Source organism: Methanoregula sp. (assembly GCF_035543475.1).
Taxonomy (GTDB): Archaea; Halobacteriota; Methanomicrobia; order Methanomicrobiales; family Methanospirillaceae; genus Methanoregula.
On record NZ_DATKKA010000007.1, the window covers coordinates 122,629 to 145,884 of the forward strand.

25 protein-coding genes are annotated in these 23,256 nt (G+C 60.0%); 11 read left to right on the forward strand and 14 right to left on the reverse strand.

Annotated elements, in window-relative coordinates:
* Positions 1–280 precede the first annotated feature (280 nt).
* From VMS83_RS02690 to VMS83_RS02705, 4 genes are all read right to left on the reverse strand, one after another.
* Positions 281–2,317 carry a type B DNA-directed DNA polymerase gene (locus VMS83_RS02690; protein WP_325409620.1) on the reverse strand — a complete coding sequence of 679 codons (2,037 nt, stop codon included), beginning with the start codon at positions 2,315–2,317 and terminating at the stop codon, positions 281–283.
* A complete protein-coding gene (locus VMS83_RS02695) occupies positions 2,304–2,543 on the reverse strand; it encodes a hypothetical protein (protein ID WP_325409622.1) in 240 nt (79 codons plus the stop codon). The genes VMS83_RS02690 and VMS83_RS02695 overlap by 14 nt, the downstream gene beginning before the upstream one ends.
* Positions 2,544–2,558: 15 nt before the next feature.
* Positions 2,559–3,077 (reverse strand): hypothetical protein, encoded by a 519-nt coding sequence (locus VMS83_RS02700; protein WP_325409624.1) that lies wholly within the window; start codon positions 3,075–3,077, stop codon positions 2,559–2,561.
* A gap of 86 nt (positions 3,078–3,163) precedes the next feature.
* Positions 3,164–3,787, reverse strand: coding sequence for a 2'-5' RNA ligase family protein (locus VMS83_RS02705; protein WP_325409626.1), 624 nt, complete (start codon positions 3,785–3,787; stop codon positions 3,164–3,166).
* 78 nt (positions 3,788–3,865) lie between these two features.
* Between VMS83_RS02705 and VMS83_RS02710 the strand changes: the two genes are divergently transcribed.
* Positions 3,866–4,390: a shikimate kinase gene (locus VMS83_RS02710; protein WP_325409628.1), complete on the forward strand. Its 525-nt coding sequence runs from the start codon at positions 3,866–3,868 to the stop codon at positions 4,388–4,390.
* A gap of 36 nt (positions 4,391–4,426) precedes the next feature.
* Here the strand turns inward: VMS83_RS02710 and VMS83_RS02715 are convergent, their stop codons facing one another.
* From VMS83_RS02715 to VMS83_RS02725, 3 genes are all read right to left on the reverse strand, one after another.
* A complete protein-coding gene (locus tag VMS83_RS02715) occupies positions 4,427–6,856 on the reverse strand; it encodes a plasma-membrane proton-efflux P-type ATPase (protein ID WP_325409630.1) in 2,430 nt (809 codons plus the stop codon).
* A 102-nt stretch (positions 6,857–6,958) separates the two neighbouring features.
* Complete coding sequence (locus tag VMS83_RS02720; RefSeq protein ID WP_325409632.1) at positions 6,959–7,195, reverse strand: hypothetical protein; 237 nt, start codon at positions 7,193–7,195, stop codon at positions 6,959–6,961.
* A 125-nt stretch (positions 7,196–7,320) separates the two neighbouring features.
* Entirely contained in the window at positions 7,321–7,902 is a 582-nt protein-coding gene (locus VMS83_RS02725; RefSeq protein WP_325409634.1) for a Yip1 family protein, read from the reverse strand.
* Between the two features lie 178 nt (positions 7,903–8,080).
* Here VMS83_RS02725 and VMS83_RS02730 point away from each other — a divergent pair, with 178 nt between their 5' ends.
* The 3 genes from VMS83_RS02730 to VMS83_RS02740 all read left to right on the forward strand — a co-directional run bounded on the left by VMS83_RS02730 (position 8,081) and on the right by VMS83_RS02740 (position 9,703).
* Positions 8,081–8,743, forward strand: a complete 663-nt coding sequence (locus tag VMS83_RS02730) for a nitroreductase family protein (RefSeq protein WP_325409636.1) — start codon at positions 8,081–8,083, stop codon at positions 8,741–8,743.
* 17 nt (positions 8,744–8,760) lie between these two features.
* Complete coding sequence (locus VMS83_RS02735; protein WP_325409638.1) at positions 8,761–9,192, forward strand: hypothetical protein; 432 nt, start codon at positions 8,761–8,763, stop codon at positions 9,190–9,192.
* Positions 9,193–9,358: 166 nt separating this feature from the next.
* A complete protein-coding gene (locus VMS83_RS02740; RefSeq protein ID WP_325409640.1) occupies positions 9,359–9,703 on the forward strand; it encodes a hypothetical protein in 345 nt (114 codons plus the stop codon).
* Positions 9,704–9,782: 79 nt separating this feature from the next.
* Here VMS83_RS02740 and VMS83_RS02745 read toward each other — a convergent pair whose 3' ends face one another.
* Together VMS83_RS02745 and VMS83_RS02750 are read right to left on the reverse strand one after the other, a co-directional pair.
* Positions 9,783–10,130 (reverse strand): hypothetical protein, encoded by a 348-nt coding sequence (locus VMS83_RS02745; RefSeq protein ID WP_325409642.1) that lies wholly within the window; start codon positions 10,128–10,130, stop codon positions 9,783–9,785.
* A complete protein-coding gene (locus VMS83_RS02750) occupies positions 10,127–10,465 on the reverse strand; it encodes a hypothetical protein (RefSeq protein ID WP_325409644.1) in 339 nt (112 codons plus the stop codon). Before VMS83_RS02750 ends, VMS83_RS02745 begins: the two co-directional genes overlap by 4 nt.
* 108 nt (positions 10,466–10,573) lie before the next feature.
* On the opposite strand from VMS83_RS02750, the gene VMS83_RS02755 reads away from it, so the two are divergent.
* From VMS83_RS02755 to VMS83_RS02765, 3 genes are all read left to right on the forward strand, one after another.
* On the forward strand, positions 10,574–11,986 hold the full coding sequence (locus VMS83_RS02755) for a phosphoadenosine phosphosulfate reductase family protein (RefSeq protein ID WP_325409646.1): 1,413 nt from the start codon (positions 10,574–10,576) through the stop codon (positions 11,984–11,986).
* Positions 11,961–12,569: an imidazole glycerol phosphate synthase subunit HisH gene (hisH, locus tag VMS83_RS02760; protein WP_325409647.1), complete on the forward strand. Its 609-nt coding sequence runs from the start codon at positions 11,961–11,963 to the stop codon at positions 12,567–12,569. The genes VMS83_RS02755 and hisH overlap by 26 nt, the downstream gene beginning before the upstream one ends.
* Before the next feature lie 81 nt (positions 12,570–12,650).
* A complete protein-coding gene (locus VMS83_RS02765; protein ID WP_325409649.1) occupies positions 12,651–13,481 on the forward strand; it encodes a hypothetical protein in 831 nt (276 codons plus the stop codon).
* 342 nt (positions 13,482–13,823) lie between these two features.
* Here the strand turns inward: VMS83_RS02765 and VMS83_RS02770 are convergent, their stop codons facing one another.
* Both VMS83_RS02770 and alaS read right to left on the reverse strand, forming a co-directional pair.
* Positions 13,824–14,426: a helix-turn-helix domain-containing protein gene (locus tag VMS83_RS02770; RefSeq protein WP_325409650.1), complete on the reverse strand. Its 603-nt coding sequence runs from the start codon at positions 14,424–14,426 to the stop codon at positions 13,824–13,826.
* A gap of 2 nt (positions 14,427–14,428) precedes the next feature.
* The gene (gene alaS / locus VMS83_RS02775; protein ID WP_325409895.1) at positions 14,429–17,173 is read right to left on the reverse strand and encodes an alanine--tRNA ligase; all 2,745 of its coding nucleotides are present in this window, start codon (positions 17,171–17,173) and stop codon (positions 14,429–14,431) included.
* Between the two features lie 724 nt (positions 17,174–17,897).
* Between alaS and glp the strand changes: the two genes are divergently transcribed.
* A complete protein-coding gene (gene glp, locus VMS83_RS02780; RefSeq protein WP_325409651.1) occupies positions 17,898–19,106 on the forward strand; it encodes a gephyrin-like molybdotransferase Glp in 1,209 nt (402 codons plus the stop codon).
* Between the two features lie 20 nt (positions 19,107–19,126).
* Here glp and VMS83_RS02785 read toward each other — a convergent pair whose 3' ends face one another.
* Positions 19,127–19,444: an SWIM zinc finger family protein gene (locus tag VMS83_RS02785; protein WP_325409653.1), complete on the reverse strand. Its 318-nt coding sequence runs from the start codon at positions 19,442–19,444 to the stop codon at positions 19,127–19,129.
* A complete protein-coding gene (locus tag VMS83_RS02790) occupies positions 19,441–20,148 on the reverse strand; it encodes a Nif3-like dinuclear metal center hexameric protein (protein WP_325409655.1) in 708 nt (235 codons plus the stop codon). Before VMS83_RS02790 ends, VMS83_RS02785 begins: the two co-directional genes overlap by 4 nt.
* Positions 20,149–20,240: 92 nt before the next feature.
* Here VMS83_RS02790 and VMS83_RS02795 point away from each other — a divergent pair, with 92 nt between their 5' ends.
* From VMS83_RS02795 to VMS83_RS02805, 3 genes are read left to right on the forward strand one after another with little or no spacing between them, the layout of a single operon-like run.
* Positions 20,241–21,749: a homocysteine biosynthesis protein gene (locus VMS83_RS02795; protein ID WP_325409657.1), complete on the forward strand. Its 1,509-nt coding sequence runs from the start codon at positions 20,241–20,243 to the stop codon at positions 21,747–21,749.
* Entirely contained in the window at positions 21,746–22,132 is a 387-nt protein-coding gene (locus VMS83_RS02800; protein ID WP_325409659.1) for an ATP-binding protein, read from the forward strand. Before VMS83_RS02795 ends, VMS83_RS02800 begins: the two co-directional genes overlap by 4 nt.
* Positions 22,129–22,842: a UPF0280 family protein gene (locus VMS83_RS02805; RefSeq protein WP_325409661.1), complete on the forward strand. Its 714-nt coding sequence runs from the start codon at positions 22,129–22,131 to the stop codon at positions 22,840–22,842. Before VMS83_RS02800 ends, VMS83_RS02805 begins: the two co-directional genes overlap by 4 nt.
* Here the strand turns inward: VMS83_RS02805 and VMS83_RS02810 are convergent.
* Entirely contained in the window at positions 22,837–23,247 is a 411-nt protein-coding gene (locus tag VMS83_RS02810) for a hypothetical protein (protein ID WP_325409663.1), read from the reverse strand. The genes VMS83_RS02805 and VMS83_RS02810 overlap by 6 nt on opposite strands.
* Positions 23,248–23,256 lie beyond the last annotated feature (9 nt).

Sequence of the window (23,256 nt, forward strand, 5' to 3'; positions counted from 1 at the left end):
AATAGCGTTCACGTAAACGTGTTTTACAGGCCGATTTCAGGGAAAATAGGCATTTGGTAGATCTGCAAAACAAATGCCAAAAAAAGGGCCGTTATAGCCCGATTTAGGGTATTATATGGGGCTCAATTTGAGCGTATTTTGACGATTAACGCGAGATTATTGGCCCGTATTTATCCTCCGGGGTGGCGGAAGGGGTATGAGGGCGGATTTTGGATACCCCCTTTTCAGGATCGTACGAGGAGCCCCCGTGCTCAAGTGAGAGAAAGCTCCTCCACCTATTTCAGAACAGCGTCGCGTTCTCCGGCCCGGATTTCCGGACCGGGCCGCCACCGGACCATGCCGGCACCCGCTTCTCTTGCGCTGCTGAAGGGTAGGCCGCGACGATCTCATCCCGGGCCCGGCAAAGCAGCGTCCGGTAGAACGGGAGATCAAACGTTGTCGCTGACCGGACCGGTACCGCCCGGTAGCGCCGGGCATCCTCCACCACGTACCGGATCTTTATGCCGGGCGCGAGTGCGATCCCCTGCTCCCGGTACGCCTGCACCGCGGCCCCCTCCAGGCACTGGTGCCGGTAGCTCAGCCGGCTGATCCGGCGGCCGATTGCCATCTGCTCCGGGTTGGCAGCGGGGAGTGCCCGGAGCGATGCAGAAAAGATCTCCTCCATCTCGCCTTTTGTCTCCGCCAGCTCCGCGATGGTCTTTGCCCGCTTCATCACGCCCAGCATCCGGCACTGCATCTCCTTTACGTAAGGGGGCGTATCGTGCCGGCGGGCCGCGATCCCCCGCACCCGGATGCTCCCGTCCGGGAGCCTCCCGTAATACCGGTTGTACGCACCAAAGCCGTCCGCGAGCGGCAGAAAGACGATCCAGTCGAAGTGCTCGATCTCAAGGGGATAGCCGGTCTCCCGCTCGACCTCTTCCTTAAGTGCCCCGACCGGCAGGTTCCCCTGCACCCAGAGGCAGTCCACGATCCCGTGAAGGACAGAAAACCCCATCTCCTCCGCGATCTCCTTGGTGCGGAGCAGGATCTCCCGGGATGCAGCCGTGATCGCCTCGTGTACCTCGATCCTCCCGAACTTCGCGTTCTTGTACCCCGTGTACCCGAAACTGGTCACGAGCATCCACTTGAGGACCGCATCGGTGCCGGCAAGCCGGGGGTCGGTCTTCTTCTGCCTTTTTACCGTGCGGCGCAGTTCGATCACGGGCCTGAGCACGGCAGGCAAAAACCCGGGCTGTTCCCGGTGCTCGAAGGTATCGGGAGAAAGGTTCTCGTGCACGATAATGGAAGGGTACAGGGAGGTGAAATCGATCTCGCCGACCGCCTCGTAAGTTCCCGGCACCGGCTGGAAGATCAGCCCGCCCCGGTCCGCGGCACGGAGCGCGGCCATCCTGCGGACCTGCTCGTGATCGTTCTTGCGGAATGGCACCGCGATTCCCTGCCGGACTGCTTCCCTGACCTCGTAGCTGCTGATGAGCGTGCCGGGCGTGAACCGGGAGGCCGGGCCGGGAGGGATGCCCGATAACCGGGCGGCCATGATTACCCCGGGAAGCCCGCCCTCGCGGTACACAAACGACTGCTCGGTGTCGATAAGGATGCGCCCGTCGGGAAGGAGCGCCGCTCCTGTGTGCTCCATCCTCCCGTAGCTCCAGTACGACCGGGCAGTCCGTTTCCGGTACTTCCCGTTCCGGGAGAAGGGGAGGACGACCCCGTGCTGCCGGGCAAGGGCAAGGAGCCGGGGCATGGCCATGTCGGCGTCGGGCATAAGGATCACGTCGGGATCGCACGATGCGAGCAACCGGCCAAGGTTGTCCAGGACATCTTCGGTCTTCCCCTCTATCCGGCTCTCCTGCCCATCCCACGCTGCGTCAATCGCAAGCACCGGTGCGGCAGGGGCCGGATCGTCCCGTACGCGGAGTTCCAGGACCAGAAGGTCGTGCCCCACGACCGGGGAGAACCGGTCCTCTCTCTCCCCGGTACAGGGCACCATCCCCCGCTCGGCCATAAAACGCTGGTCGCGACGGACATCCACGTTAAAAAAGTCGGCACCGTACTGTGCCTGCCGCTCGATCGCCTCAGCCACCTCCCGGCCCGCGTGCACCGCGTACCCCGGGAGTGCCCCGAAGATCGTGCGGATGGAACACTCCTCTGCTCCGTACTGCTCTTCCAGCGCCGCGATCATCTCGTGGCAGGCTGCCGGGTCATGGAAGCGGACGTAAAACGGCGGGTCATAGGCATAATGGACCTTTTTTACCGTGGCATCCTCCTTAATCCAGAGATCGACACCGCCGTCCCGGTACGCGGAGTCAAGGATCCACATGGCCGCCCGCCTGCCGTTCGAGCGCTTCCTGGCGTTTCAGGATCTCGACAAGCACCGAGAAGACAACCGCCTCGAGCGCATCGTCGCAGCCGGCAAACGCTTCGCTTGTGTGCATCTTTGCAAGCTCTGCAAGCCGCTCGCCATAGCGCCGGTCCTCTTTTTTCAGCGCCCGGGCGGACCGGGCCCACCGGTCCGCGGTGCTGTTCGCCCCCTGCCGGACGCTCACAAAACTCCTGCCCGTCTACGACACCTCCAGTGTCCGCTGGCCGGAGCCGGCCGGCCGCAGCCCGTAGTGCCGGGAGGTACGGGACAGCGGATTTGCCTCATCGTCAGCATAGACCTCGATATACCGGCCGGCCCTCCGTGCCAGTGCAAAAAACGGGCGGTCAGGGACCGGCGTGTAGAGGAGGACAAGCGACTCCCGGCCGGCATCGGCAAGCGCACCTGCCACCGGGTCGAGCATCTCTTCTGCCCCATCGAAAAGCCCGGGGTCGTGCTCCACAAAGATCACGGTATGGCCGGCCTCCCGGACGAGCGCGAGGAGCTGGTGGGCGGTGAACGCCCGGCAGATCTCGAGGTTTTGCGAGGTCCGGTCAAGACCCGGCAGGACCCGGGAGTAGTTGCCCCCGATGTACAGGAAAAGGAACCGCCGGATCTCTGCGCTGCTGTTGAGAGCCCCCACCATCTGTTTGACGGGCAAAACAACAGCAGAGAAACTCCCCGGCTGGAGGGAAATCCCCCTGCGGATCTCGATCTGCATGGCACCGGATCACTGCTGCAGAGGGGGTGATAAAGGGCCGGCCGCGCGGGGGGCGAAAGTGAAACCGGGTCCGGCCGGATCTGCCCTCACGTCCCGGGCTCGTCGCCCCAGAGCCGGAGGCTGTCCCGGTCCCGCATGAACGTGGCCCGGCTCCGCGCCTGGGCCCCGGTAAGCATCCGGCGCCGGGCAAAATCGTACTCGCAGAGAACCCGGGAGTCCCGGAGCAGGGTGGCACGGACCGGGTGGGGCCGGTGAAGAACGGGTTCCTGGTCCCGGAAATACCATTTTATTCTCTGGAACGTCAGCCAGTCCAGTTTCATGGCAAGCGTGGAGTGGAACCGGAATTCGTCCGCGGGCACGAGGTCGTAGGCCCGGAGCGTGCAGTAGGAGCAGAGGGCCTCTGCCAGTTCGGCGCGGAACTGCCGGAGGGTCTCGTCCGGAAGAATAGAGACAAAAACAACCCGTGAGGCATCAAAAAAACCGTATCCCCCGACCTCGTACTTCGGGGTCCCGGCCTGGTCTTCGCAGATGCGGGTAAAGTCCCGGACAAGTCGTTCCTCGTCATCGGTCGAGAACGGCCCGGCGAGCGTGATATGCGGGACCACCTGCTTGTCCCGGATGGGGAACTTCTCTTCGAGCCGGGCACAGAGCGCATGGATCTGGTGCCTGACCGGGCCCATCTGGCGGATATCGAGCAGGTAACGGGTCATGGCGCACACCGCGGTACATTTGATAGGCCATAAAGAGCAATAGCGTTTATCCGATATTGATCCGGGCAGGGGCTTTTTGTGAAAAACATTGTTCTCATCGGCATGCCGGGCGCCGGGAAGAGCACCGCGGGCGTGATCCTTGCAAAGACACTCGGCATGGGTTTTGTCGATACCGACCTCCTGATCCAGAAGCGGGCGGGAAAACGCCTGCAGGAGATCATCGATGGCGAGGGCCCCGCGGCGTTTCTTGCCGCCGAGGAGGCCGCCATCCTCTCCCTGCGCTGCACAGGGACTGTCATTGCCACGGGGGGCAGCGTGGTCCTGAGCCCCCGGGCAATGGCGCACCTGGAAAAAGACGGCGTGATCGTGTACCTGGAGATCTCCTGTTGTGAGATGGAACGGCGCCTTGCAAACATCAGGACCCGGGGCATTGTCCTCCTCCCCGGCCAGACCCTCCGCGATATGTTCGACCAGAGGGTGCCGCTGTACGGGCGCTTTGCCGATCATGTCATCCACGGTTCCGGCAAGGATACCGAAACGGTGGTACGGGAGATTGTGGAGGACGTGCAGAAGGCATGGGCGGGGGGAGCCGCCCGCAATTAAATCCCTTCGGGAATATTCCCAGGCCCGGTCCCCGGGTCATCGTCTTTTCAGCAGCAGGTACTTGGCCGCATCATTGACCCCGAAGGAGAAGATCGCGGCCATGGCGATCACGGCAAGCGTATCCGGGAGTGGGAGTGCCGCAAGGCCGGGGATACCGGTGGTGATCAGCACCGCGACAATGCACATGTCCGCGAAAGAGACCAGAAGGAGCGGCCAGCTTGGGCGCGAGTCCCAGAAATGCCCCCGCTCCCGGACCACAAAGACGGTCATGATCCCGAAGTAAAAGAGGATCGCAAATGCAAACGTCTGGAGCGCGGCGGGATCAGCGGCAAGGCCGAGCGGCCCAAGACCTGTCGCAAGGATGGCAAGGGACTCGAGGACCACGAGGATACCGACCACAACAGAGGACCGCACAAGATCCGTCACATCCCAGCTGTCCGGGTGTTTTGACCCCCGTACATTATCGGTGGAGAGCGAGAGCGTGACAAAATCGACCACAAAGAGGAGCAGCACGACCCCGAAGACCGATACGATGAACCGGCCGGTAAGGAGGAAGGCGACAACAACGAAGATGGCGACCTGGAAGGTCTTGACCACCTTGTTGAAGATCCAGGTCAGCATCCGCTGGTGCATCATGCGCCCCACAAGGACAAGGTCAACGATATTGGCAAGCCCGTCGCCGGTCAGGACCACGCTTGCTGCACCCTTGGCCACGTCGGTGGCGTTCGCCACCGCGATCCCCACCTCTGCCTGCCGCAGCGAGGGAGCATCGTTGATACCGTCACCGGTCATCCCGACAATATGGCCGTTCTCCTGCAGGCTCTTTACGATCGCGTACTTGTCCTCCGGGTAGACCCGCGCAACGCCGGCCCCTTCTTCGATCATGCGGGCAGCTTTCCCGGGATCCTCCGCACGCACCTTCTCGAACTCTTCCGCGGAAAGGATCGTGCCCGTAAGGCCGACCTGCCGTGCCGTTTCCTGCGCAATCGGCTGGGCATCGCCGGTCAGCATCCGGACCGAGATGCCGAGGTCCTGCAGCGTGCCGATCAGGCGTCCTGCATCCTCCCGTGGCGCATCGTGCAGGGCCACGATCCCGACAATCTCCGGCGTTGCCCCGCCCTCACTTACCGCCACCGCGAGGGTGCGGTAGCCTTTGGCCGCAAATTCCGCGGAGTGTTCCCGGATCGGTGCCGGATCGGTGCCGGCGAGATTGGTAACGGCACTGAGGGCACCCTTGACCGCCCGGAAAGTCCTGCCCTCCTTCTCCACGACTGCCTCGGTCCGCCGGGTTGCCGGGTTGAACGGGACAAACGATCGCCGGGTAAATCCGTCAGTCCGGACCTGTTTTTGCCGGGCTGCAGTGAGGAGTGCACAATCGATGGGATCATGGTTTGCCGCCTCGGAGGCAAGTGCACCGTACAGGATCACCTCTTCTTCGCTCCGCCCGGGGGCAGGGACAATGCCGGCTAGGGTGAGCCGGTTTACCGTGATCGTGCCGGTCTTGTCCGAGCAGAGCACATCCATGGTGGCCGCGTCCTCCGCCGCATTCAGCCGGGTGACGAGCACACCCCGCCGGGTCAGCTCCACCGATCCCAGCGCCAAGGTGATGGTGAACATGGCGGGCAGTGCCACCGGGATTGCTGATGCAAGGAGCACGAGCGCAAGCGAGAGGATGTCCAGCATGCGTATCCCGGAGAACGCGGCGACAACAAAGGCAGCAGCAACCGAGAGGCCGACGATCACAAACAGCCATTTCACCAGGTGCGTGGTCACCTCCTCGGCCTGGAGGCGCGGGCGGGCGAACTGCACGAGCTCGGCCGTCTTCCCGAACAGGGTCCGGGTGCCGGTCAGGGCAACAAGGCAGGTTGCCTCGCCGGACCGGACAATGGAGCCGGAATAGAGCAGGCCGGAATGTCCTTTCTCCACCGGGAGCGATTCGCCGGTCAGGGCCGACTGGTCCACGGAAAGCCCCCCGTCCAGGATTTTTACATCCGCGGGAACGAAATCGCCGGCCCGGATCCGCACGATATCTCCGGGCACAAGTTCACGGGCAGGAACCATCACCCAGGTACCGTCCCGCAGTGTGCGGGCATTGACCTGAAGCCGCTGCTGGAGCGCGTCCACGGCCTTCGATGCCTTCTGCTCCTGGTAAAAACCGATGATGGCATTGAGGATAAGCAGGGCAAGGATGATGTAAACGTTGGTATAATTGCCCAGGACAAGGGAGAGGACGATGACGGCCTCAAGCATCCATGCCGTGGGGCCGGAGAACTTTTTTACAAAAGCAAGGACAGGGTTTGCCTTCTTTTCGGGGATCTCGTTTGTGCCGTACGCAGCAATCCGGCGCCGGTGCTCGCCGGAGGAAAGACCCTTGCCGGTATCCGCACCAAGCAGGGCCACCAGTTCACCGGTTCCCATGGCCTCGTAACCGGCGGGCGTCCCGGGTGCCCCTCGCATCTGCTCCATCACGTCACCGATCGTATCAGGTTCTGGTGCGTTTCCCTCGGCGATATAGGTTTGCGAGAGGACAAGGGGCGGGGGTATGCCGGGAAAAAGGGGAGATTGAGGTTATGGCGTCCCGGGGATTGAGGGGAGCGGGCAGGTCTCGCTGCCGGTACAATTCGCTACCGGGGTCTGCGGGACCGTGCCCGGGGTGACCGGTGGTGTAACGCTCTGGTTTGCTGCCGCACAGCGGGTGCAGGCTGATGTATCTGAAGCATGGGTGATGTGCGCGGTAATAAGGAGAAGCGCGAGCGAAAGGAGAACCAGACCGATAATGATCCCGATCTTCCGGAGATGTTCCATGACAGTACTGGGGCATAGGACTGCAATAAAGGGCGCGATGAGTGAAAAGAGGGCTGCACTGAGAGAGACCGGGCCGGCCGCTCACGGGCACGGACGCGATCGTGGCGGGGGCAGCGGTCCGGAGATCAGAGGAAAACCGCCCGTCCGGTCGTCACGGTCATGGCCGGGCTGGAGAACAGGAGCCATGCCACAAGAAGCACGAGGAGCACGAGCGGGATGATGACCGCAACGATCACGGCAAAGGCTGCCCGTTCGCCTTCGATCTCCTGGATCGCATAAAGTCCGAAGATGACAAGCACCATGGCCCAGAAATAAAAGAGGATCCCGATAAAAGGGATCCAGCCAAAAAGGAGGGCGGGGGTGGCGCCGTACATCACCGCTGAAAGGGTCCGGGAAAACCCGTTTTTGCCGCCCACAAGCCGGACCCAGAGGTGCAGCCATGCCGAAAAGAGCGGGACGAGGATGAGACCGCCCACGAGCACGAGAAAAAAGACGAGCACGGGATGGCGGACCCGCAAGACGCGCCAGAGCAGGCCAAAGGTACCGGCGCCGGAGAGGGAGACGATCGCGGTGAAAACCGCATCGGCAAGAAGGAGGGCAAGGAAATACCGGAAAACGGCTCGTGTATCCTCATCCCGCACGGCCCGGAATGTCTCCAGCGGCCGGGTAAGGATCCCCCGGACATTCCCGATGAGCGCATCAATCATGTGTCAGGAATGGGCGTGACGGGCATAAAAAAGCGGTGATATTTTTCCTGTACTGCCCCGATAAAATGTATTCATTCTCTCCCTCTTCCGGGATGAACGGAGGGGGAGACCCACCCGTCACCCGTGCGGGAAGGGCACCCTGATATATCCGGCATACCAAGTGTTGTGTGAGGGTACGATGACCGCATCTGCAGACCAGGACAACGCAGTCCTGGACAGGATTATCGGGGAACGCCGTTCCCACCGGAAGTTTGCCGCAGGGATCCCGTCCAATGAAATGATCGAGAGTATCATCCATGCCGGGCTCCACGCCCCGTACGCTGCAGCGGCGATCGGCAGCGGCACGGATTACTTCCGGAGATTTTTTGTGATCCGTAAGGATTCAAAGGCCATGCAGGCACTCATCCCGCTGGTCTTTGGGGAGGCAGTTGCCATGGCCGATGCACTGGAACGCGAGACCGCCCGCAATGCGGGCCTGCGGGAACAGGCAGCCGGTTTCCTCGAACGGCTGGCCATGATCCGGGGCATGGGCATGGTACCGGGCGTTGGCACAGCCCCGGTGTACCTCGTTGTTGCCGAAAAGAAGGGGTTTCCTCCCGTTGAAGCGCAATCGTTGTTTGCCTGCATGGAGAACATGTGGCTGAAAGCCACGGCACTCGGCCTGGGATTCCAGGTCGTCTCGATCACGGCACAGATGGCGGAGAACACGGCATTCTGCCACATTCTCGGGATCGAACCCGGAAAATGGGCCCTCATGGGGTGTGCCATCGGGCACCCTGCCGGAACGCTTTCACCTTCGATCCGGCCCTCAGAAAAAGAGGTCACGGCCTGGCTGGAATAAACCGGGACAACCCCGGTGTGCCGGAATCAGTATGGATCGGTACACCGGGCATGGTGCGGATTCCGCAATCCATACCTCTTGATCTGTTCTCAAAGCAGGATCAATGCAAAAAAAGAGAGAAAACAATTGATTTACCCCGAAAGATTATTTCTTCTTGGGGGCTGCCTTCTTTACGGCGGGTTTTTTTGCTGGGGCCTTCTTTGCGGCCGGTTTCTTTGCTGCAACCATTTATATTCCACCTCCCACCGGAAAGGGTTATAATTTTCATTATTCTACGAATAAATAAATATTTTGGTCGAAATGGTATTTTCGCGCAAAGAAATGCCATAAACCTTACTTTTATTCAGCGCAAAACGGGAGGCTCCGGAATAGAACGGTTTTCCAGACCGATCCGTAGCGAAATGCGCAATCATGAAAATATCGCCCGGATTGGGAAAAAAACGCATTAAAACCGGAATAATGCAGCCCGAAACTTGCCCGGAATGCGGGTGGAAACGGCAATTTGCCGGATATTTTCAAAAAAAAGTCTCACGCGCCTTCATTTGGAGTAATGTATTCAACCCGGCCAGATAGATTGGGAACCTTTATGAATGAGCGTTGTCCCATCGTGTACTGATGAAGAAGCAGTTTATCGTAGGGGTGATCGGAGGGCTCCTGGGGATCGCTGTCGCGTTATATGTTATCCTGATATCGAACTCTACCGATATGACCCTCTCCGGTGTCCAGGCAGCGCTTTTTTCCAGTCTCGGCCTGATGGGTGCGGCCATCGCAAATTCCGAGACCCGGTTTGCCGGCTGGATGCTGCTCTCCTCTGCGGTCTGGATCACCCTGTCGGTCCCGCTCGCCGGCACACTTCACCTGCTGTACTGGTACACGCCGGCCATCATAGTCCTCGGGGCTGCTGCAGTGCTCTGTTTTATGGAGCCGGAAGAGGACGAAACCGTCCCCGAAACCTCCTGACCCGCGGGTGGCGAACGGATAAAAGCCGCCGGGTATGTTGCCGGTGCTGGATAGACCACCCCGGCTGTATAAAAACGGGTCAGTGCCGGTCTTCTGCCCCGGGCGAGGGTGGCTGTGCCGGCATGGAAGAATGGCATACCACGCCCGTTGCAATCCGGTTGAGCACGATCACAAGGGCGAGCATGATGAGTGCACCAAGGATGAATAAGGGATACTGCAGGTCTCCGGTGTTAGACCATTTAAACAGGCCATAGCAGACTGATGCGATCGTGACAAGAGCGATGGCGAGGATGCCGGCCCGGATGCCGGTAAAGGACCTGCTCCGGATATCCGGGAAGAGGAGCAGGCCGATGACGCTGATAGCCCCGAACCCCGCTGCAACCACCAGCAGGAGGGAGATCACCCAGTCAAGGATCCCGGCACTCATGATACCGCACCTTTCCTCACTTGGGAGATCCGGATCGTTGTTGCAAAGACGATACAGGCCAGCAGCCCCGCAATGAGAAGAACCAGCAGGCTGCCCGCGGACACTGTAAGGGAGAGTGCACCGGCACAGGCAAGGGTGGCTGCCACGTTGACCGCGATAAGACGGTCATTGAGCGTCGGGCCGGGAAGGATACGCAGGACTGCACAGAAAGCGAGAATAAAAAAAGCAACTGCTGCAAAGAACCAGATATCAATGGTCATCGTGGATCGTCTCCCGGTACCCCCGGTCTCGCCGGGGGTCCGGTTGTCATCGTAACAAGAATGGCGGGCGTACATATCAAATCTACCGATATTGCCGCCCCAGGTGTTATCCTCCCTATTTTAGTACCACCCCGGAGAAAACGCGCTCATTATTTTATCTCATGGGCGCGAACCGGTAAGGGAATGCGCCCATCCTATCTTGGCCGGATCCTGCTGCGGTGGTGCGACCGGTGCCATACACCGGTTTTAGGAAAGACCTGTGCTGTATGCGGTTCGGTTACCCGCGAGGTACCGCTGACACCCCCCGGCGATGCCCGGCCGGCCTTTCCTGCAGATATCGCGCTTGTCAACAGCATCTTTCAGGAGCATTTCGGCGCACCGCTTATTCCCGACGGCCACCTGGTCCTCCTCAACAAGGTCCCGGACACCGACCGCATGGAAGAGATCATTGTTGGCGGAGGGATTGCGGGGTCCATCCGGTATATCCCCGGTGAGCGCCGGTGGGAGCCCATCCCCCGCCCTGAGGCCTGCAGGATCTTTCGGCCCGAAAAGCGCCGGGTAATTGTCGATGATACCGCGGTGCCTTTTATCCGGGACCAGGGAATGAGTGTGCTGCGCCCCGGCCTGGACTCTATTGATGATGAGGTCCGGAAAGGAGACGAGGTTTTTGTTCTCGCTAAGGACGGGGAATGTATCGGGGTCGGGAGGGCAAAAGTTGGTGCCGGTGAGGCACGGGCCATGCAGAAAGGCCAGGTGGTCCGGAACCGCAAAAATGTACTCTCGGTAATCGTGCCCGGGACGGCCACGTGGCAGGATGCAGTCCGGTCCAACGCGGCAGTAATTGCAGAAGCGGAAGACGAGGCGGTCCGGTTTGTGAAGGATGTTGCCGCCTGTTATCCGCTCCAGCCCACCATCTCGTACTCCGGCGGAAAGGACAGCCTTGCAACCCTGCTTGTGGTGCAGAAGGCGCTCGGGAATGTCCCCCTCCTCTTTGCCGATACCGGCCTCGAGTTTCCCGAGACCTATGCAAACGTGGACGAGGTGGAGAGGATGTACCATGCAGAGGTGATCCGGACCCCTGCCGCGGAAAAGTTCTGGACCACGCTTGCCCGCCAAGGCCCTCCGGCGGTCAACGCACGGTGGTGCTGCAGTGTCTGCAAGCTGCTGCCGGTGGCAGCAATGATCCGTTCAACCTGGGGTGAGTGTCTCTCCTTTATCGGGCAGCGCCGGTACGAGTCGCTCTCGCGGGCGGAGAGCGACCGGGTCTGGAGGAACCCGACGGTCAAAGTGCAGGTCTCCGCGGCCCCGCTCCAGAACTGGACCGCGCTCCATGTCTGGCTTTATATTTTTAAGGAGGGTGCCCCCTATAACCGGCTCTATGAGCACCGGCTGGACCGGATCGGATGTTTCATGTGTCCGTCCAGTGATATGGCATTGATCCACATGATCGAGGCCGATTTTGCCGGTCTCTGGAACGGGTGGAGGGAGCACCTCGCCGTCTGGCAAAAGAGCCGGGATCTCCCCGGGGACTGGATAGAAAGCGGGGCATGGAGGTTACGGGAGGACAAACATGGGAAAGACCATCGCCATCATTGATTACGGGTTGGGAAACCTGCGCAGCGTGATGCGCGGTATCGAGGCTGCCGGGGCACGGGCGGTTATCACCGGCAGCCCGGAGGAGATCGCGGCGGCGGACGGGATCGTGCTGCCGGGCGTTGGCGCATTCCACGAGGGTATGGACCAGCTGGGCTCCCTCCGGGAAACGGTCTGTGCGGCCACAAAGGATGTCCCGCTCCTGGGCATCTGCCTGGGGATGCAGATGCTCATGGACTCAAGCGAGGAGCACGGACTGCACAAGGGCCTCTGTCTCATCCCGGGAAATGTGCGGCGGTTCCCCTCGGTTCCCGGGATCAAGGTGCCGCACATGGGCTGGAACACCATCCGGCTCACAAAGGAGGAAACCCCGCTCTTTGCCGGCCTGCCCCGCGAAGCGTACGTGTACTTTGTCCACTCCTACTATGCCGATACCACTCACGAGTACACCCTTACCTCCACGGACTATATCCTCCCCTTTGCTTCCTCCATTGTCCGTGGGAACGTGTACGGCGTCCAGTTCCACCCGGAAAAGAGCGGGGCGTTCGGTCTCGCGCTGCTCAGGAATTTTATCGGCCTGGGCTGAACCCGGTATAGCAGAACTGCCGCAGGATCCGTGCAGAAATATTGAAAACCTTTTTAATGCCGGCGATTCGACCAACTAGGCATGAGAAAGTTTCTGTGTATCCTCATCCTGCTCTCGCTTGCCCTCGTGGGATCAGCATCAGCCTACAATATAAATCTGAACTGCTCCCCGCTTACTATCCCGGTGGGCCAGACCATCAAGTGCTCCGTTGATTCCAATTTTCCCGCCGGCACCAGTTTTTCCCTGAATTTTTACCAGAAACAGTATACATCGACCTTGATCTCCAGCCAGGCCATGACCATCCAGCCCAACCAGCTCACCCAGTACGCGCTCTTTGATACCACAGGTCTCAAGGGTGGGACCTATGATGTGGAGATCGCGTGGAACGGTGTCGTTGCAATGGGATCAGATTCCATGACCGCTCAGATCATCCAGCTCACGGACCGGTCCGGCGACCTGACCCTTACTTCGCCAACCACCCAGAACCTTGCTGACGCACTGGTAATCGCCGGCAGCCTTAAGAGCGGGGGAAACAATGGTATCCAGATCCAGGTTGACGGGGCATCTGCCGGCAGGGTCTTTGGCCCTCAGTTTATCCCGACCACCAATAACGTCCAGAACGGTGCCGGTGTCTTCTCCCAGACCGTAGCGGTCACCCAGCCGGATGATTATACCGTCAAGTTTGCTGATTCAAACGGTGCGATCACATCCGTGGTCTTCCATGTCACCGCCCCCACCACCGCCCCGACCATTGCCACGATCACCACCATCGTCCCGACATCGTCAACTCCCAAAGTGACCTATACCCCCATCCTGAAACCCACCACAAAGCCATCCCCCCTGCCGGTTCTCCTGGTCATCGGCGCTGTAGGGATCGGCGTCCTGCTCGCAGCACGGGTAAGAAAGGAATAAACCCACACTCTCTTTTGGCTGATACAACCAGCCACACCCGCTGGTATCCACCTGGATTCCTAAAAAAAAGTGCTCCGTAGAAAACCTGTTTTGAGAGATATTTATCCCCCTTACGCCATCCCTGCTCCCGAGAGTGCGGGGGCGTATGCAGTATTACCGGTGCCAGGGTGCCGACATGAGTGCAGGTAATACAACGCTGTCGCAACCGGGGGATGCCACAAGCGTGCCGGGACGAAGGTGCCCCGGGGATCTAAAAAAGCGCTGATATAATTCTCTTCCAGGATCTCATCAGGGCAAAAAACAATAAAAAAATCGATACTACCGCTTTCTTCTGATATCAGATCAGCGCCGCTTCTTCCAGAGCCAGGCCTCGTAGCAGAGAAGGACAATGATGACCAGGACCCCGCCAAGGAAGAAGGCAACGGCAGGGTCGAGTGCCCCAGCCGCGGGGATTGCTGCGGTATTATCTGAAACGGCTTTTGCTGCATTCATCCCGCCCTCCGTTGCCATACCTGCAGCCATCATCCTTGGCGCAGCTGCCGGTGCTTCCTGCAGGGAGAGCAGGGGAGAGAGACCAATGATCGCAAGGGTACCGGCAATGACGAACCCAAAAAGGGAGCTGTATTTGAGGAGAAGATCCCGGACATTCGTCCTCTTTGGCGCAACGATCAGGAGCCGGTCAGTAAGTGCGTACATCTTCACCTCGCGTCCCTTGATGCTGTAGCGGGTCTCGGATATCTTAATGAGGCCGGCGTCGAGCAGGTTTTCGACATGATATTTGACCGTGGTCAGGGGAATGTTGAGCTGCTCGGTGATGTCGGAAAGGCTCCGGGTGCCGGCGGCGAGAATCGCAAGGATATCGTTTGCCGTCGGGCTCGACATGGCTTTTGCTATCTTCTGTGCCTGCTCGTCACCCGGTTCCAGGACAACAACCTCCCCGGTCATGATCACTTCTTCTGGAGGGCTGAGATGATGCGCTCGCGCCCCACGTTTAAGGCAAGATCGAGCTTGTCCCCATCCGGACCTCCACCCTGTGCCATCTGGGGTTTCCCGCCACCTTTGCCGCCCAGGAGGCCGCAGAGCTGCCCGATAATGTCCCCGGCATTGACCCGTGCATCACCGGAGGAAAGGACAACCCGGGCGGTATCGCCCAGTGTGGCAAGGAGGGCGACACCGCCTTTCTCCGAGAAGGCGGTCGCGATCGTGGAAAGTTCGCGTGGCGCAAGATCAATGCGTTTTATCACCACCGGGATCCCGCCAATCATCTCGGCCTGGACGGTCTTGATCTCAAGGTCCACGAGCTTCTGGCTCATGCGGTCGATCTCTTTTTTCTGGTCTTTCCATTCCGTAAAGAACCTGGTTACGGTCGGCGGGAGGTTTTCGAGCTGGACTGACAGGGCATCCGCTGACGAGGAAGCGATCTGCTCCAGGTGCTGCATGTAGTAGATTGCAGCCGTTCCTGCCGCGAACTCAATCCGTTCGATCCCGTCCTGGATATGCTCGACACGGAGGATCTTGATCGCCCCGATCTCCCCGGTGCTCCGGCAGTGGGTACCGGCACAGGCCTCAATATCGCCGGCCACCTTGACAACACGGATGTCTTTGCCCGGCGGGACACCGCCCTGGTACAGGGAGAAGCCGTACTCCTGCTCGGCCCGGGTCCGGTTCTCGATGGAAATCTCGACCGGCTGGTTGGCCATCACCATCCGGTTGGCCGCGATCTCGATCCGGTGCAGCTCGTCCGGGGTGATATGCTTGAAATGCCGGATGTCAATGCGCGAGCTCTCGGCTCCTTTCTGTGCTCCCGACTGGTGGATGTGGACACCGAGCACTTCCTTTGCTGCATGGAGGAGAATGTGGGTGGCCGTGTGATGGCGCATCAGTGAATAGCGGCGCTCCTCGTCCACCATTCCTTTAATGCGCTCGCCCCGTTGCAGGACGCCACCGCTGACATGGTGGAGGATAACTTCCCCCACCTTGATGACATCGTCAACCCGGGCCATGCTCTCGGCCCCGACAAGGCTGCCCGTATCCGCCGGCTGGCCTCCGCCTTCCGGATAGAAGAGGGTCTGGTCGAGCACCGCGTAGCCGTCAAAGAAGTCTATTACCACGGCCCCGAATTCGGTATCCCCGGGCTGTTCATAGTAGAGTTTCTTTGTCGGGGGAAGACTGTTGACCCGGTCAGTGTACGCGGCGGTTTTGTCCACGACCGCTTCCTTCTTGGACTCGGAGTGCATGTCCGCAATCTGGGAATAGAAGTTATCCGGAAGGTCGATGACCGCCCCTTCCTTTGTCGCGATGTCCTTGATCATCTCCGGGGGGAGGCCATGGGAATCATACAGGGTGATAATCTCGGAGAGCGGTACACGCTGGCTCTTTGCCTTGTAGGTCCTGGCCACTTTCTGGACGATCCGGGTCCCGCGGTCGAGGGTTACCGCGTACTTTTCGACCTCGCGGTCAACAATCTCGCGGACAACTGCAATATCCTGTTCGAACTTGTTCATGCCGATAATCTTCATCTGCTCCTCGATGAGGTCGGCAAGGGTGTCCTGCATCTTGAACTCGTTCATCATCCGCAGGGTCCGGCGGATGACAAGTCGGGCAAGGTAGCCTTCCCGGACATTCGAGGGAACAATGCAGTCACCGAGCATGTAGGCCAGGCACCGGGTGTGGTCCACGATCGCATACACCTTCTCGATGGGCGTGATCATCCGGTCGAGCTTCTCCGGCGAGATATCGATGGCCGCCGCGACCTTCTTCCTGAGGTTAAAGAGATTGGACCCGGAGATGTCCATGAGCCCGGCAAACCGGGCGTTCATGGCAAGGATCTTGGTATAGTCCTTATTCTCAAGGAGGTGGGAGATACCGGCGGAGCTCATCACCCGGCTGACCATGTCCGGGAAGACCGCATCATAGATGGTCGGGGAACCCTTCGAGGCCCAGACCAGCCGTTCGAGACCGTAGCCCGTATCCACGATCCGGAGCTTCATCGGGTAGTATTTCTCCCCGTTGAGGTCATAGCCGGGGTGGTTTGTCTTCTGCCGGCCCAGGCTCATGAAGACCAGGGTGGCCACTTCAAGACCACCGATCATCACCTCGACGCTCGGGCCTGCGTTCCCGCCGCCGATCCACGGGTGCTCCTTGTAGGTGACCTTGTTAAGGTCTCCGCCGATTGAGGCAAGGAACTGGTCGCAGAGCTCGACCGTACGGTCTTTCCAGTAAATCTCCTCGGTCGGGGTGTTGAAAGCGTGATGGGCGAGCATCTCGAACGTGGTCAGGTGCCGGCCCGACCGCCCTACAGAATCCAGGTCATTTAACCGGATACAGGGCTGGGAGATGGTGAGGGGGTTTGCCGGCGGGGGGACGACCCCGGCGGTCACAAACGGCTGGAAATCGGCAATGGATGCGATGGTCAGGTAGATATCGTCCCTCCAGCGTGCTGCAACCGGGTACCTCTCGATGCGGGTGTGGCCGTTCCTCTCAAAAAAGGAGAGGTAGGCTTCGCGCATCTCATCAACAGAATGGCAGGTAAAAACGGGGTTGCCGATGAAAGAGTACGGTTCACAGGGGGCATCCCCGCAGACCTCACGGGAACTGTCACGTGTCCAGAATGCAGAACCGCAGGCTTTGCAGATCTTCCGGGTCAGGCCCTGTTCCCTGAAATAATCGAGCTGGTATTCTTCTTCAAGCATCAAACGCACGTCCATGTAAGAGAGCCCGGAATATCCCGGTGCCTGTGCAGGCCAGTACTGCCGGTGTGGACAGATCAAACGTTTCCCGGGTGGGTCCATGAGAGAACCATATTCCCGGATCTCCTGTCCGGCATACTGGAAGGATCTTCATTCATCAATTATTATCCCGCGAAGGAAAAATGGTTTGCGATGGCGAAGAGAATTCCATGGCCCTCACTAAACATCCGGGGGACGCCTGCATATTCCGAACGCATCCCTGGTCCTTATCGGAAAAACCGGAAAAGAAATACTCTGGAGAAATCCTAAAGAAAATGATAATCTCTCCCGGGGGCTGGCGCCATTACCGCCCGGGCATCCCCTCGCTTGCGATGATGCCGTATTACCTGTGCGCAATGATGGGACGAATGAGGATTTACACGTACAGGCAATACAGAGTACATTGCACCGCGCCCCGTTCCTCTTGGGAAACTGATGGCGCAAGAGGGGCTGCACAAAAAAAAGGTTTTCTCCAGAGCCAGAAGAAGTAAAAAAATAAACAAGTAAATGAAAAGAGCTGATTATGCGCCCTGAGAGCAATGGACACAAAGAGCAGCCGTTTGCTCTGGGTAGGGTACCGCGATCTCATGGTGCAACCTGTACCTTCAGAACACCGGGTCCTGTCCCGTTTTGGCACGCTGATAATATCAGGGCATATGGGATTACAGGTCGGTGGTGATACAGTAGTATGAACCGGTTTCTTCAGGTGGTTGATGTTTCCGACGCGGTCGGTACCGCAATCCGCATAGCCCCGGGGCCGGTGCCGGAAGAGATCCCGGCTGATCAGGCCCCCGGCCGCGTGCTCTGTGCCGATGTGATCGCCGGGGAGGATATTCCCGGCTTCGATCGATCCATTGTCGACGGGTTTGCTGTACGGGCGAATGATACTGCCGGCGCCGGGGATGCAGCCCCGGCACTTCTCCGGAATACCGGCAGGGTTTCCATGGGGGATCCGGAAAGCCCCCTGTCGGTCACGAACGGTACGTGTGTCTACGTCCCGACCGGGGGCGTGCTCCCCGCGGGGGCGGATGCGGTCGTTATGACCGAGCAGACAGATACTGCCGGGGATATGGTGCTTGTAAAGCGGCCGGTGGCCCATGGCGAGAACGTGTTGATGCATGACGAGGATTACCGGCGCGGTGCGGTCATCCTGCCGGCCGGTCGCAGGATCTCCCCGCAGGATGCGGGGGTGCTTGCTGCCAGCGGCAGGACCATGGTCACCGTTGCAAAAAAACCGGTGATCGGGATTATCTCAACCGGAAACGAGCTTGTCCCCGTGAGCGCCACCCCGGGACCAGGGCAGGTCCGCGATGCCAATGCCCCCATGATCGCAGCCTGGCTCCAGGAGTTCGGTTGCATCCCCCGGCTGTACGGGATTGTCCGGGATGAACGCAGTTCGTTCGAGCAAGCCCTCGCAAAGGCACTCCCGGAGTGCGACGCCATCCTCCTGTCCGGCGGAAGTTCCAAGGACGACCGGGATATGACGGCGGGGATCATTGCCGGCAGCGGCGAGGTTCTTGTCCACGGGATCACCATTGCCCCGGGAAAGCCGACTATCATCGGCCGGATCAAGAATATCCCGGTTTTCGGTCTGCCCGGCCATCCGGCCTCGGCGTACGTGGTACTGCTCGTAGTTGTCCGGCCCCTTGTTGCCCGGATGCTTGGAAAAACAGAGACCCCTCTCGTCACCACCCGGGCAACTCTTGGCACCAATATCCCTTCCCAGAAAGGCCGCGAGGAATACGTCAGGGTCCGGCTGGAAAACGGGATCGCTCACCCGGTTTTTGGCAAGTCGGGACTCCTCAACACCCTTGTACTGAGCAACGGGCTCATTCGTATCCCCGCAGGCTGTGAAGGTCTCGAACAGGGAAGCACAGTTGATGTCATCCTGTGGTAAAAAAAGTCCGGCTCTTCCTGTCACATCTTCCAGGTTTCCTGGTACCACCGGTCCACAATCTCAAACCCGCCGGTGGCTTCGGCTATCCTGACAGCAATGATATGGTAACAGGGTTTCTGCCGGAAGGCAAAGTCAGGACAGGTGCATACGCCCTCACTGACCACATGATCCCCCGTGGATCCGGTAACCACGAAGAAATCACGGTACTTCTGGACCAGGCCCCGGTCTACCGCGTCCAGTGCTTTTTTCCCCCGGGGGCCATACTGTGCCACGATTGCGGCCCGACCCTCATCGTCCAGCACTTTTTTTTCGCAGATCCGCTGCCAGGGATCGATCATGGGTACACGGACATACGGGGCGGATCATCGATATACTGCCAGCCTTTCTCTGCGGCAAGGCTGCGCATGGCAGGAGCTTCGAGCGCATAATGGGTTGATTCTATACAGGGAAGCGGGGCCGCACGGGCTACCGGGAGCTTCATCTCGGCAGAGAGGAACGCTTCGGCCCCTAGGGCCTGTGCTTCCTCCATGAGGGTGAGATCAAACCCGCTGCCGGCAACGATGGCAAGCTGCCGGAAGGAAGGAAGATCACCCCATATCCGGAGGTTCCCGCCGAGCCGGTGTGCGATCTCGGGAACCGTGAGGGTGCACTGCCCCACAAGGCCAAGGGAGAGCGGTTGGCAGTCTGTCATGCCAAGGAGTCCGGCAAGAGCATCGTTCACCCCGCCAGCTGCGCGGTCGAAGTTCGTGTGCATCACGTACACGTTCAGCTCCCCTTTGAGGATCTCGCGCATCAGTGCCGCGGTCAGGCCGGTCAGGCTGGTCAGCGGTGTCCAGAGGGGCGTGTGGTGGACGACAAGCATGTCCGCACCTGCGGCTACAGCCTGCCGTACCACCGCAGGGGTTGGATCCAGCGCACAGCAGATTTTTGTTATCTCCGGTGTTCCCTCGATGACAAGCCCGATCCGCCCCGTATCAAACTCCTCGGCAAGCGCCGGGGGGGCGAGCGCCTCCATCTCATCTGTAAAGGCACGCAGCTGCATATACCGGAATATGGGCGGGGGGAGATAAATACCATATATTACTCGAGGTAATAGCAATGAGTTTTAATATTCATAAAACGATATTTCCAGACATGCACAAGTCCATCGGGCAGATCAACGAGCGGATCCGTGACGGCAGTGCCCGCGTCGTCACCGCGGAGGAGATGCCCTCGATCGTTCGTGAGCTGGGAGAGGAGGGCGCATTAAAGGAAGTGGACGTGGTCACGACCGGTACGTTCGGTGCCATGTGTTCTTCGGGAGCGTTCCTGAACTTCGGGCATTCGGAGCCCCCGATCCGGATGGAGCGGATCTGGCTCAACGATGTCGAGGCATATGGCGGCCTTGCCGCGGTGGATACCTACATCGGGGCCACCCAGCAGTCAGAGACGCTGGACGAGCGGTATGGCGGGGCGCACGTGATCGAGGACCTGATCTCGGGAAAATCTGTGGAGCTGCGGGCGTCGTCCCGGGGTACCGACTGCTATCCGCGCAGGACGATCACGACCGAGCTTTTGCTCGAAAACCTCAACCAGGCGATCATGTGCAACCCGCGCAATGCCTACCAGCGGTACAACGCGGCGACCAATACTACCGACCGGCTCCTGCATACCTACATGGGAACCCTCCTCCCCAATACCGGCAATATCACGTACTCGGGCGCCGGGCTCCTCAACCCGCTCTCGAACGATCCCCACCTCCGGCTCATCGGGGGAGGAGTCCCGATCTTCCTGTGCGGGGCGCAGGGCATGGTTATCGGCGAGGGGACCCAGCACTCCCCGGCCGGCGGCTTTGGGACGCTGATGGTGACCGGAAACCTCAAGGAAATGTCGTCCGATTTCCTCCGGGCAGCCACCATGACCGGCTATGGCGTCACGCTCTATGTCGGGCTTGGTGTGCCGCTGCCGGTGCTTGACCTCGATGTGGTCCGGGCAACCGCAGTCCGCGACGAAGACATCTCGGTCGACCTGCTCGATTATGGCGTGCCCAGCCGCGCCCGGCCCATGGTCAGGAGCGTGACCTATGCCGAGCTCCGTTCCGGGTCCGTGGAGATCAACGGGGAGCAGGTGCGCACCTCCTCCCTTTCCAGTTTCCGCAGGGCACGCGAAGTCGCTGCGGAGCTCAAGACCTGGATCGAGAAGGGTAAGATGACTCTTACTCTCCCGACCAGACCGATCGATCCCACAAAGCGCGTCCACCCGATGCACGAGACCACGCGGGGCCCGCGCGTGATGGACATCATGGACCGGCAGGTCGTAAGCGTAGGAGAAAACGAGGAGATCCGGACTGCAGCGCAGAAACTCCTCAAGGGAGAAACCAACCATCTCCCGGTGATCGGGAGCGATGGCAGGCTGGTCGGGATCGTGACCACGTTTGACATCTCAAAGGCGGTCGCAAATCCCGGCAAGGCCGGCACCGTGAGCGATATTATGAAAAAGAAGGTGGTGACCACCACGACCGATGAGGCGGTCGATGTCGCAGTCCGGAAACTCGAGCAGAACAACATCAGTGCGCTGCCGGTGCTCGATACCGACCGGCACGTGATCGGTATGCTCACGGCCATAAACCTCGGGAAGCTCTTTGGCGGGAGGTGGCTGAAATGAAACTGCTCGTGAACTTCAGGAAAGGCAGGGAGAATGCCCCGATTATCGCACAGGTGGTCAAAGAGACCGGTGTCCTTATCAGCGTGGAACGGGCCGTGATCGATTCGTCTGAGGGTGAAGCGCTCATCGAAGTGCCCGATGACCAGTGCACGCTCGTCCGGAGCAGCATGACCCGGCACGGCGCCTCGGTCCGTCTCCTTGAGCACGGGATCAATCTCAATACGAGCGAGTGCGTGGACTGCGGGGCCTGCATCTCCATCTGTCCCCGGGAGGTCTTCTCCTTTGACACAGATTGGAAACTTGTCGTGGCGGAGGACCGCTGCATTGTCTGCGGCAAGTGCGTGCCGGTCTGCCCGCACCAGGCGCTCTCGCTCCCCCTATGATCCGTGAACCGTTCCAGTACCGGGAGACCTTCGCCGTCATCCTCGCCGAAAACCCTGCCCATGCAGAGGCAGCAAAACAGGGAATGATCGCTGCCCGGCAGGTGCTCGAGGCGTATATCGCCCGCGATCCCTTTTTTGCCAGCACCTTTTTTCCCTATGAACCGGAGACAGATGAAACCCTGATCCTTCATATGGCCAAGGCGGCTGCCCGTGCCGGAGTGGGGCCGATGGCAACTGTTGCCGGGGCCATTGCAGCCGCCGGTATCGACGCCATGGTCGCAGCCGGCGCCGGGTTCGGGGTGATCGACAACGGGGGCGATATTGCGCTCGTAAGCGACCGGGAAGTGAGGGTGGGCGTGCATGCCGGCTGTGCACCGGTCTCCGACCGGATCGCTTTTGTAGTGCCCAAAAAGGAACGGCCGTTCGGCATCTGCACATCTTCTGCCACGGTCGGGCCATCGGTCTCGTTCGGGATGGCAGACGCGGTGACGATCTTTGCACGCGATCCGCTTGATGCCGATGCCTGGGCCACTGCAGTCTGCAACCGGATCCGGCCGGATGACCGGCAGGTCCTCGCAACGATCGACCGGCAGCGGGTGGAAGGAGTCTATACCATCATGGGAGAGACAATCGTGGCATGGGGAGAGGTCCCCCCGGTTGTTCCCGCACGGGTCGATGAGCAGCTGATCGCGGCGGGGGACCGGTTATAACGTTGACTCGATATAGGAAAGGCTGTCAGCTACTGCGCTTGCCCCGGAAAATGTCCTGATAATGGTCCTGCCATCGGTTACCAGGATCTCGGGGATACCGTCTTTTACCCGGAACACCCGTTCCAGCAGTTCGATCTCGTCGATCTTCACGCCATCGGTAAGAGAAGACGCCGGTTCGAGGTCGAGCCGTTCACGCACCAGCTCATCGGGCACACTGCGAAAGAAATAGTAGAAGACCTGCCAGGCATTCAGGAGATCCGAGACCAGCAGCTCGGAAAGCACCGGCCCGGGCAGCACCTGTAAACGGCGCACGAGCGCGTCCTCATCCTCGCCACTCTCCTCGAGCAGGCAGTCTGCAATCCTGACCAGTTCGGGAAAGGAGGGAGCCGGGCCTTCACTGTCCATGGTACCAGG

What these genes read in the sequence shown, in the direction of transcription:
- VMS83_RS02690 (WP_325409620.1), bottom strand. Translation starts at nt 2,317, where the DNA reads ATGTGGATCCTTGACTCCGCGTACCGGGACGGCGGTGTCGATCTCTGG.
- VMS83_RS02700 (WP_325409624.1), bottom strand. Translation starts at nt 3,077, where the DNA reads ATGCAGATCGAGATCCGCAGGGGGATTTCCCTCCAGCCGGGGAGTTTC.
- VMS83_RS02705 (WP_325409626.1), bottom strand. Translation starts at nt 3,787, where the DNA reads ATGACCCGTTACCTGCTCGATATCCGCCAGATGGGCCCGGTCAGGCAC.
- VMS83_RS02715 (WP_325409630.1), bottom strand. Translation starts at nt 6,856, where the DNA reads ATGGAGCAGATGCGAGGGGCACCCGGGACGCCCGCCGGTTACGAGGCC.
- VMS83_RS02720 (WP_325409632.1), bottom strand. Translation starts at nt 7,195, where the DNA reads ATGGAACATCTCCGGAAGATCGGGATCATTATCGGTCTGGTTCTCCTT.
- VMS83_RS02725 (WP_325409634.1), bottom strand. Translation starts at nt 7,902, where the DNA reads ATGATTGATGCGCTCATCGGGAATGTCCGGGGGATCCTTACCCGGCCG.
- VMS83_RS02730 (WP_325409636.1), top strand. Translation starts at nt 8,081, where the DNA reads ATGACCGCATCTGCAGACCAGGACAACGCAGTCCTGGACAGGATTATC.
- VMS83_RS02740 (WP_325409640.1), top strand. Translation starts at nt 9,359, where the DNA reads ATGAAGAAGCAGTTTATCGTAGGGGTGATCGGAGGGCTCCTGGGGATC.
- VMS83_RS02745 (WP_325409642.1), bottom strand. Translation starts at nt 10,130, where the DNA reads ATGAGTGCCGGGATCCTTGACTGGGTGATCTCCCTCCTGCTGGTGGTT.
- VMS83_RS02750 (WP_325409644.1), bottom strand. Translation starts at nt 10,465, where the DNA reads ATGTACGCCCGCCATTCTTGTTACGATGACAACCGGACCCCCGGCGAG.
- VMS83_RS02755 (WP_325409646.1), top strand. Translation starts at nt 10,574, where the DNA reads ATGCGCCCATCCTATCTTGGCCGGATCCTGCTGCGGTGGTGCGACCGG.
- hisH (WP_325409647.1), top strand. Translation starts at nt 11,961, where the DNA reads ATGGGAAAGACCATCGCCATCATTGATTACGGGTTGGGAAACCTGCGC.
- VMS83_RS02765 (WP_325409649.1), top strand. Translation starts at nt 12,651, where the DNA reads ATGAGAAAGTTTCTGTGTATCCTCATCCTGCTCTCGCTTGCCCTCGTG.
- VMS83_RS02770 (WP_325409650.1), bottom strand. Translation starts at nt 14,426, where the DNA reads ATGACCGGGGAGGTTGTTGTCCTGGAACCGGGTGACGAGCAGGCACAG.
- alaS (WP_325409895.1), bottom strand. Translation starts at nt 17,173, where the DNA reads ATGCTTGAAGAAGAATACCAGCTCGATTATTTCAGGGAACAGGGCCTG.
- glp (WP_325409651.1), top strand. Translation starts at nt 17,898, where the DNA reads ATGAACCGGTTTCTTCAGGTGGTTGATGTTTCCGACGCGGTCGGTACC.
- VMS83_RS02785 (WP_325409653.1), bottom strand. Translation starts at nt 19,444, where the DNA reads ATGATCGATCCCTGGCAGCGGATCTGCGAAAAAAAAGTGCTGGACGAT.
- VMS83_RS02790 (WP_325409655.1), bottom strand. Translation starts at nt 20,148, where the DNA reads ATGCAGCTGCGTGCCTTTACAGATGAGATGGAGGCGCTCGCCCCCCCG.
- VMS83_RS02795 (WP_325409657.1), top strand. Translation starts at nt 20,241, where the DNA reads ATGCACAAGTCCATCGGGCAGATCAACGAGCGGATCCGTGACGGCAGT.
- VMS83_RS02800 (WP_325409659.1), top strand. Translation starts at nt 21,746, where the DNA reads ATGAAACTGCTCGTGAACTTCAGGAAAGGCAGGGAGAATGCCCCGATT.
- VMS83_RS02805 (WP_325409661.1), top strand. Translation starts at nt 22,129, where the DNA reads ATGATCCGTGAACCGTTCCAGTACCGGGAGACCTTCGCCGTCATCCTC.
- VMS83_RS02810 (WP_325409663.1), bottom strand. Translation starts at nt 23,247, where the DNA reads ATGGACAGTGAAGGCCCGGCTCCCTCCTTTCCCGAACTGGTCAGGATT.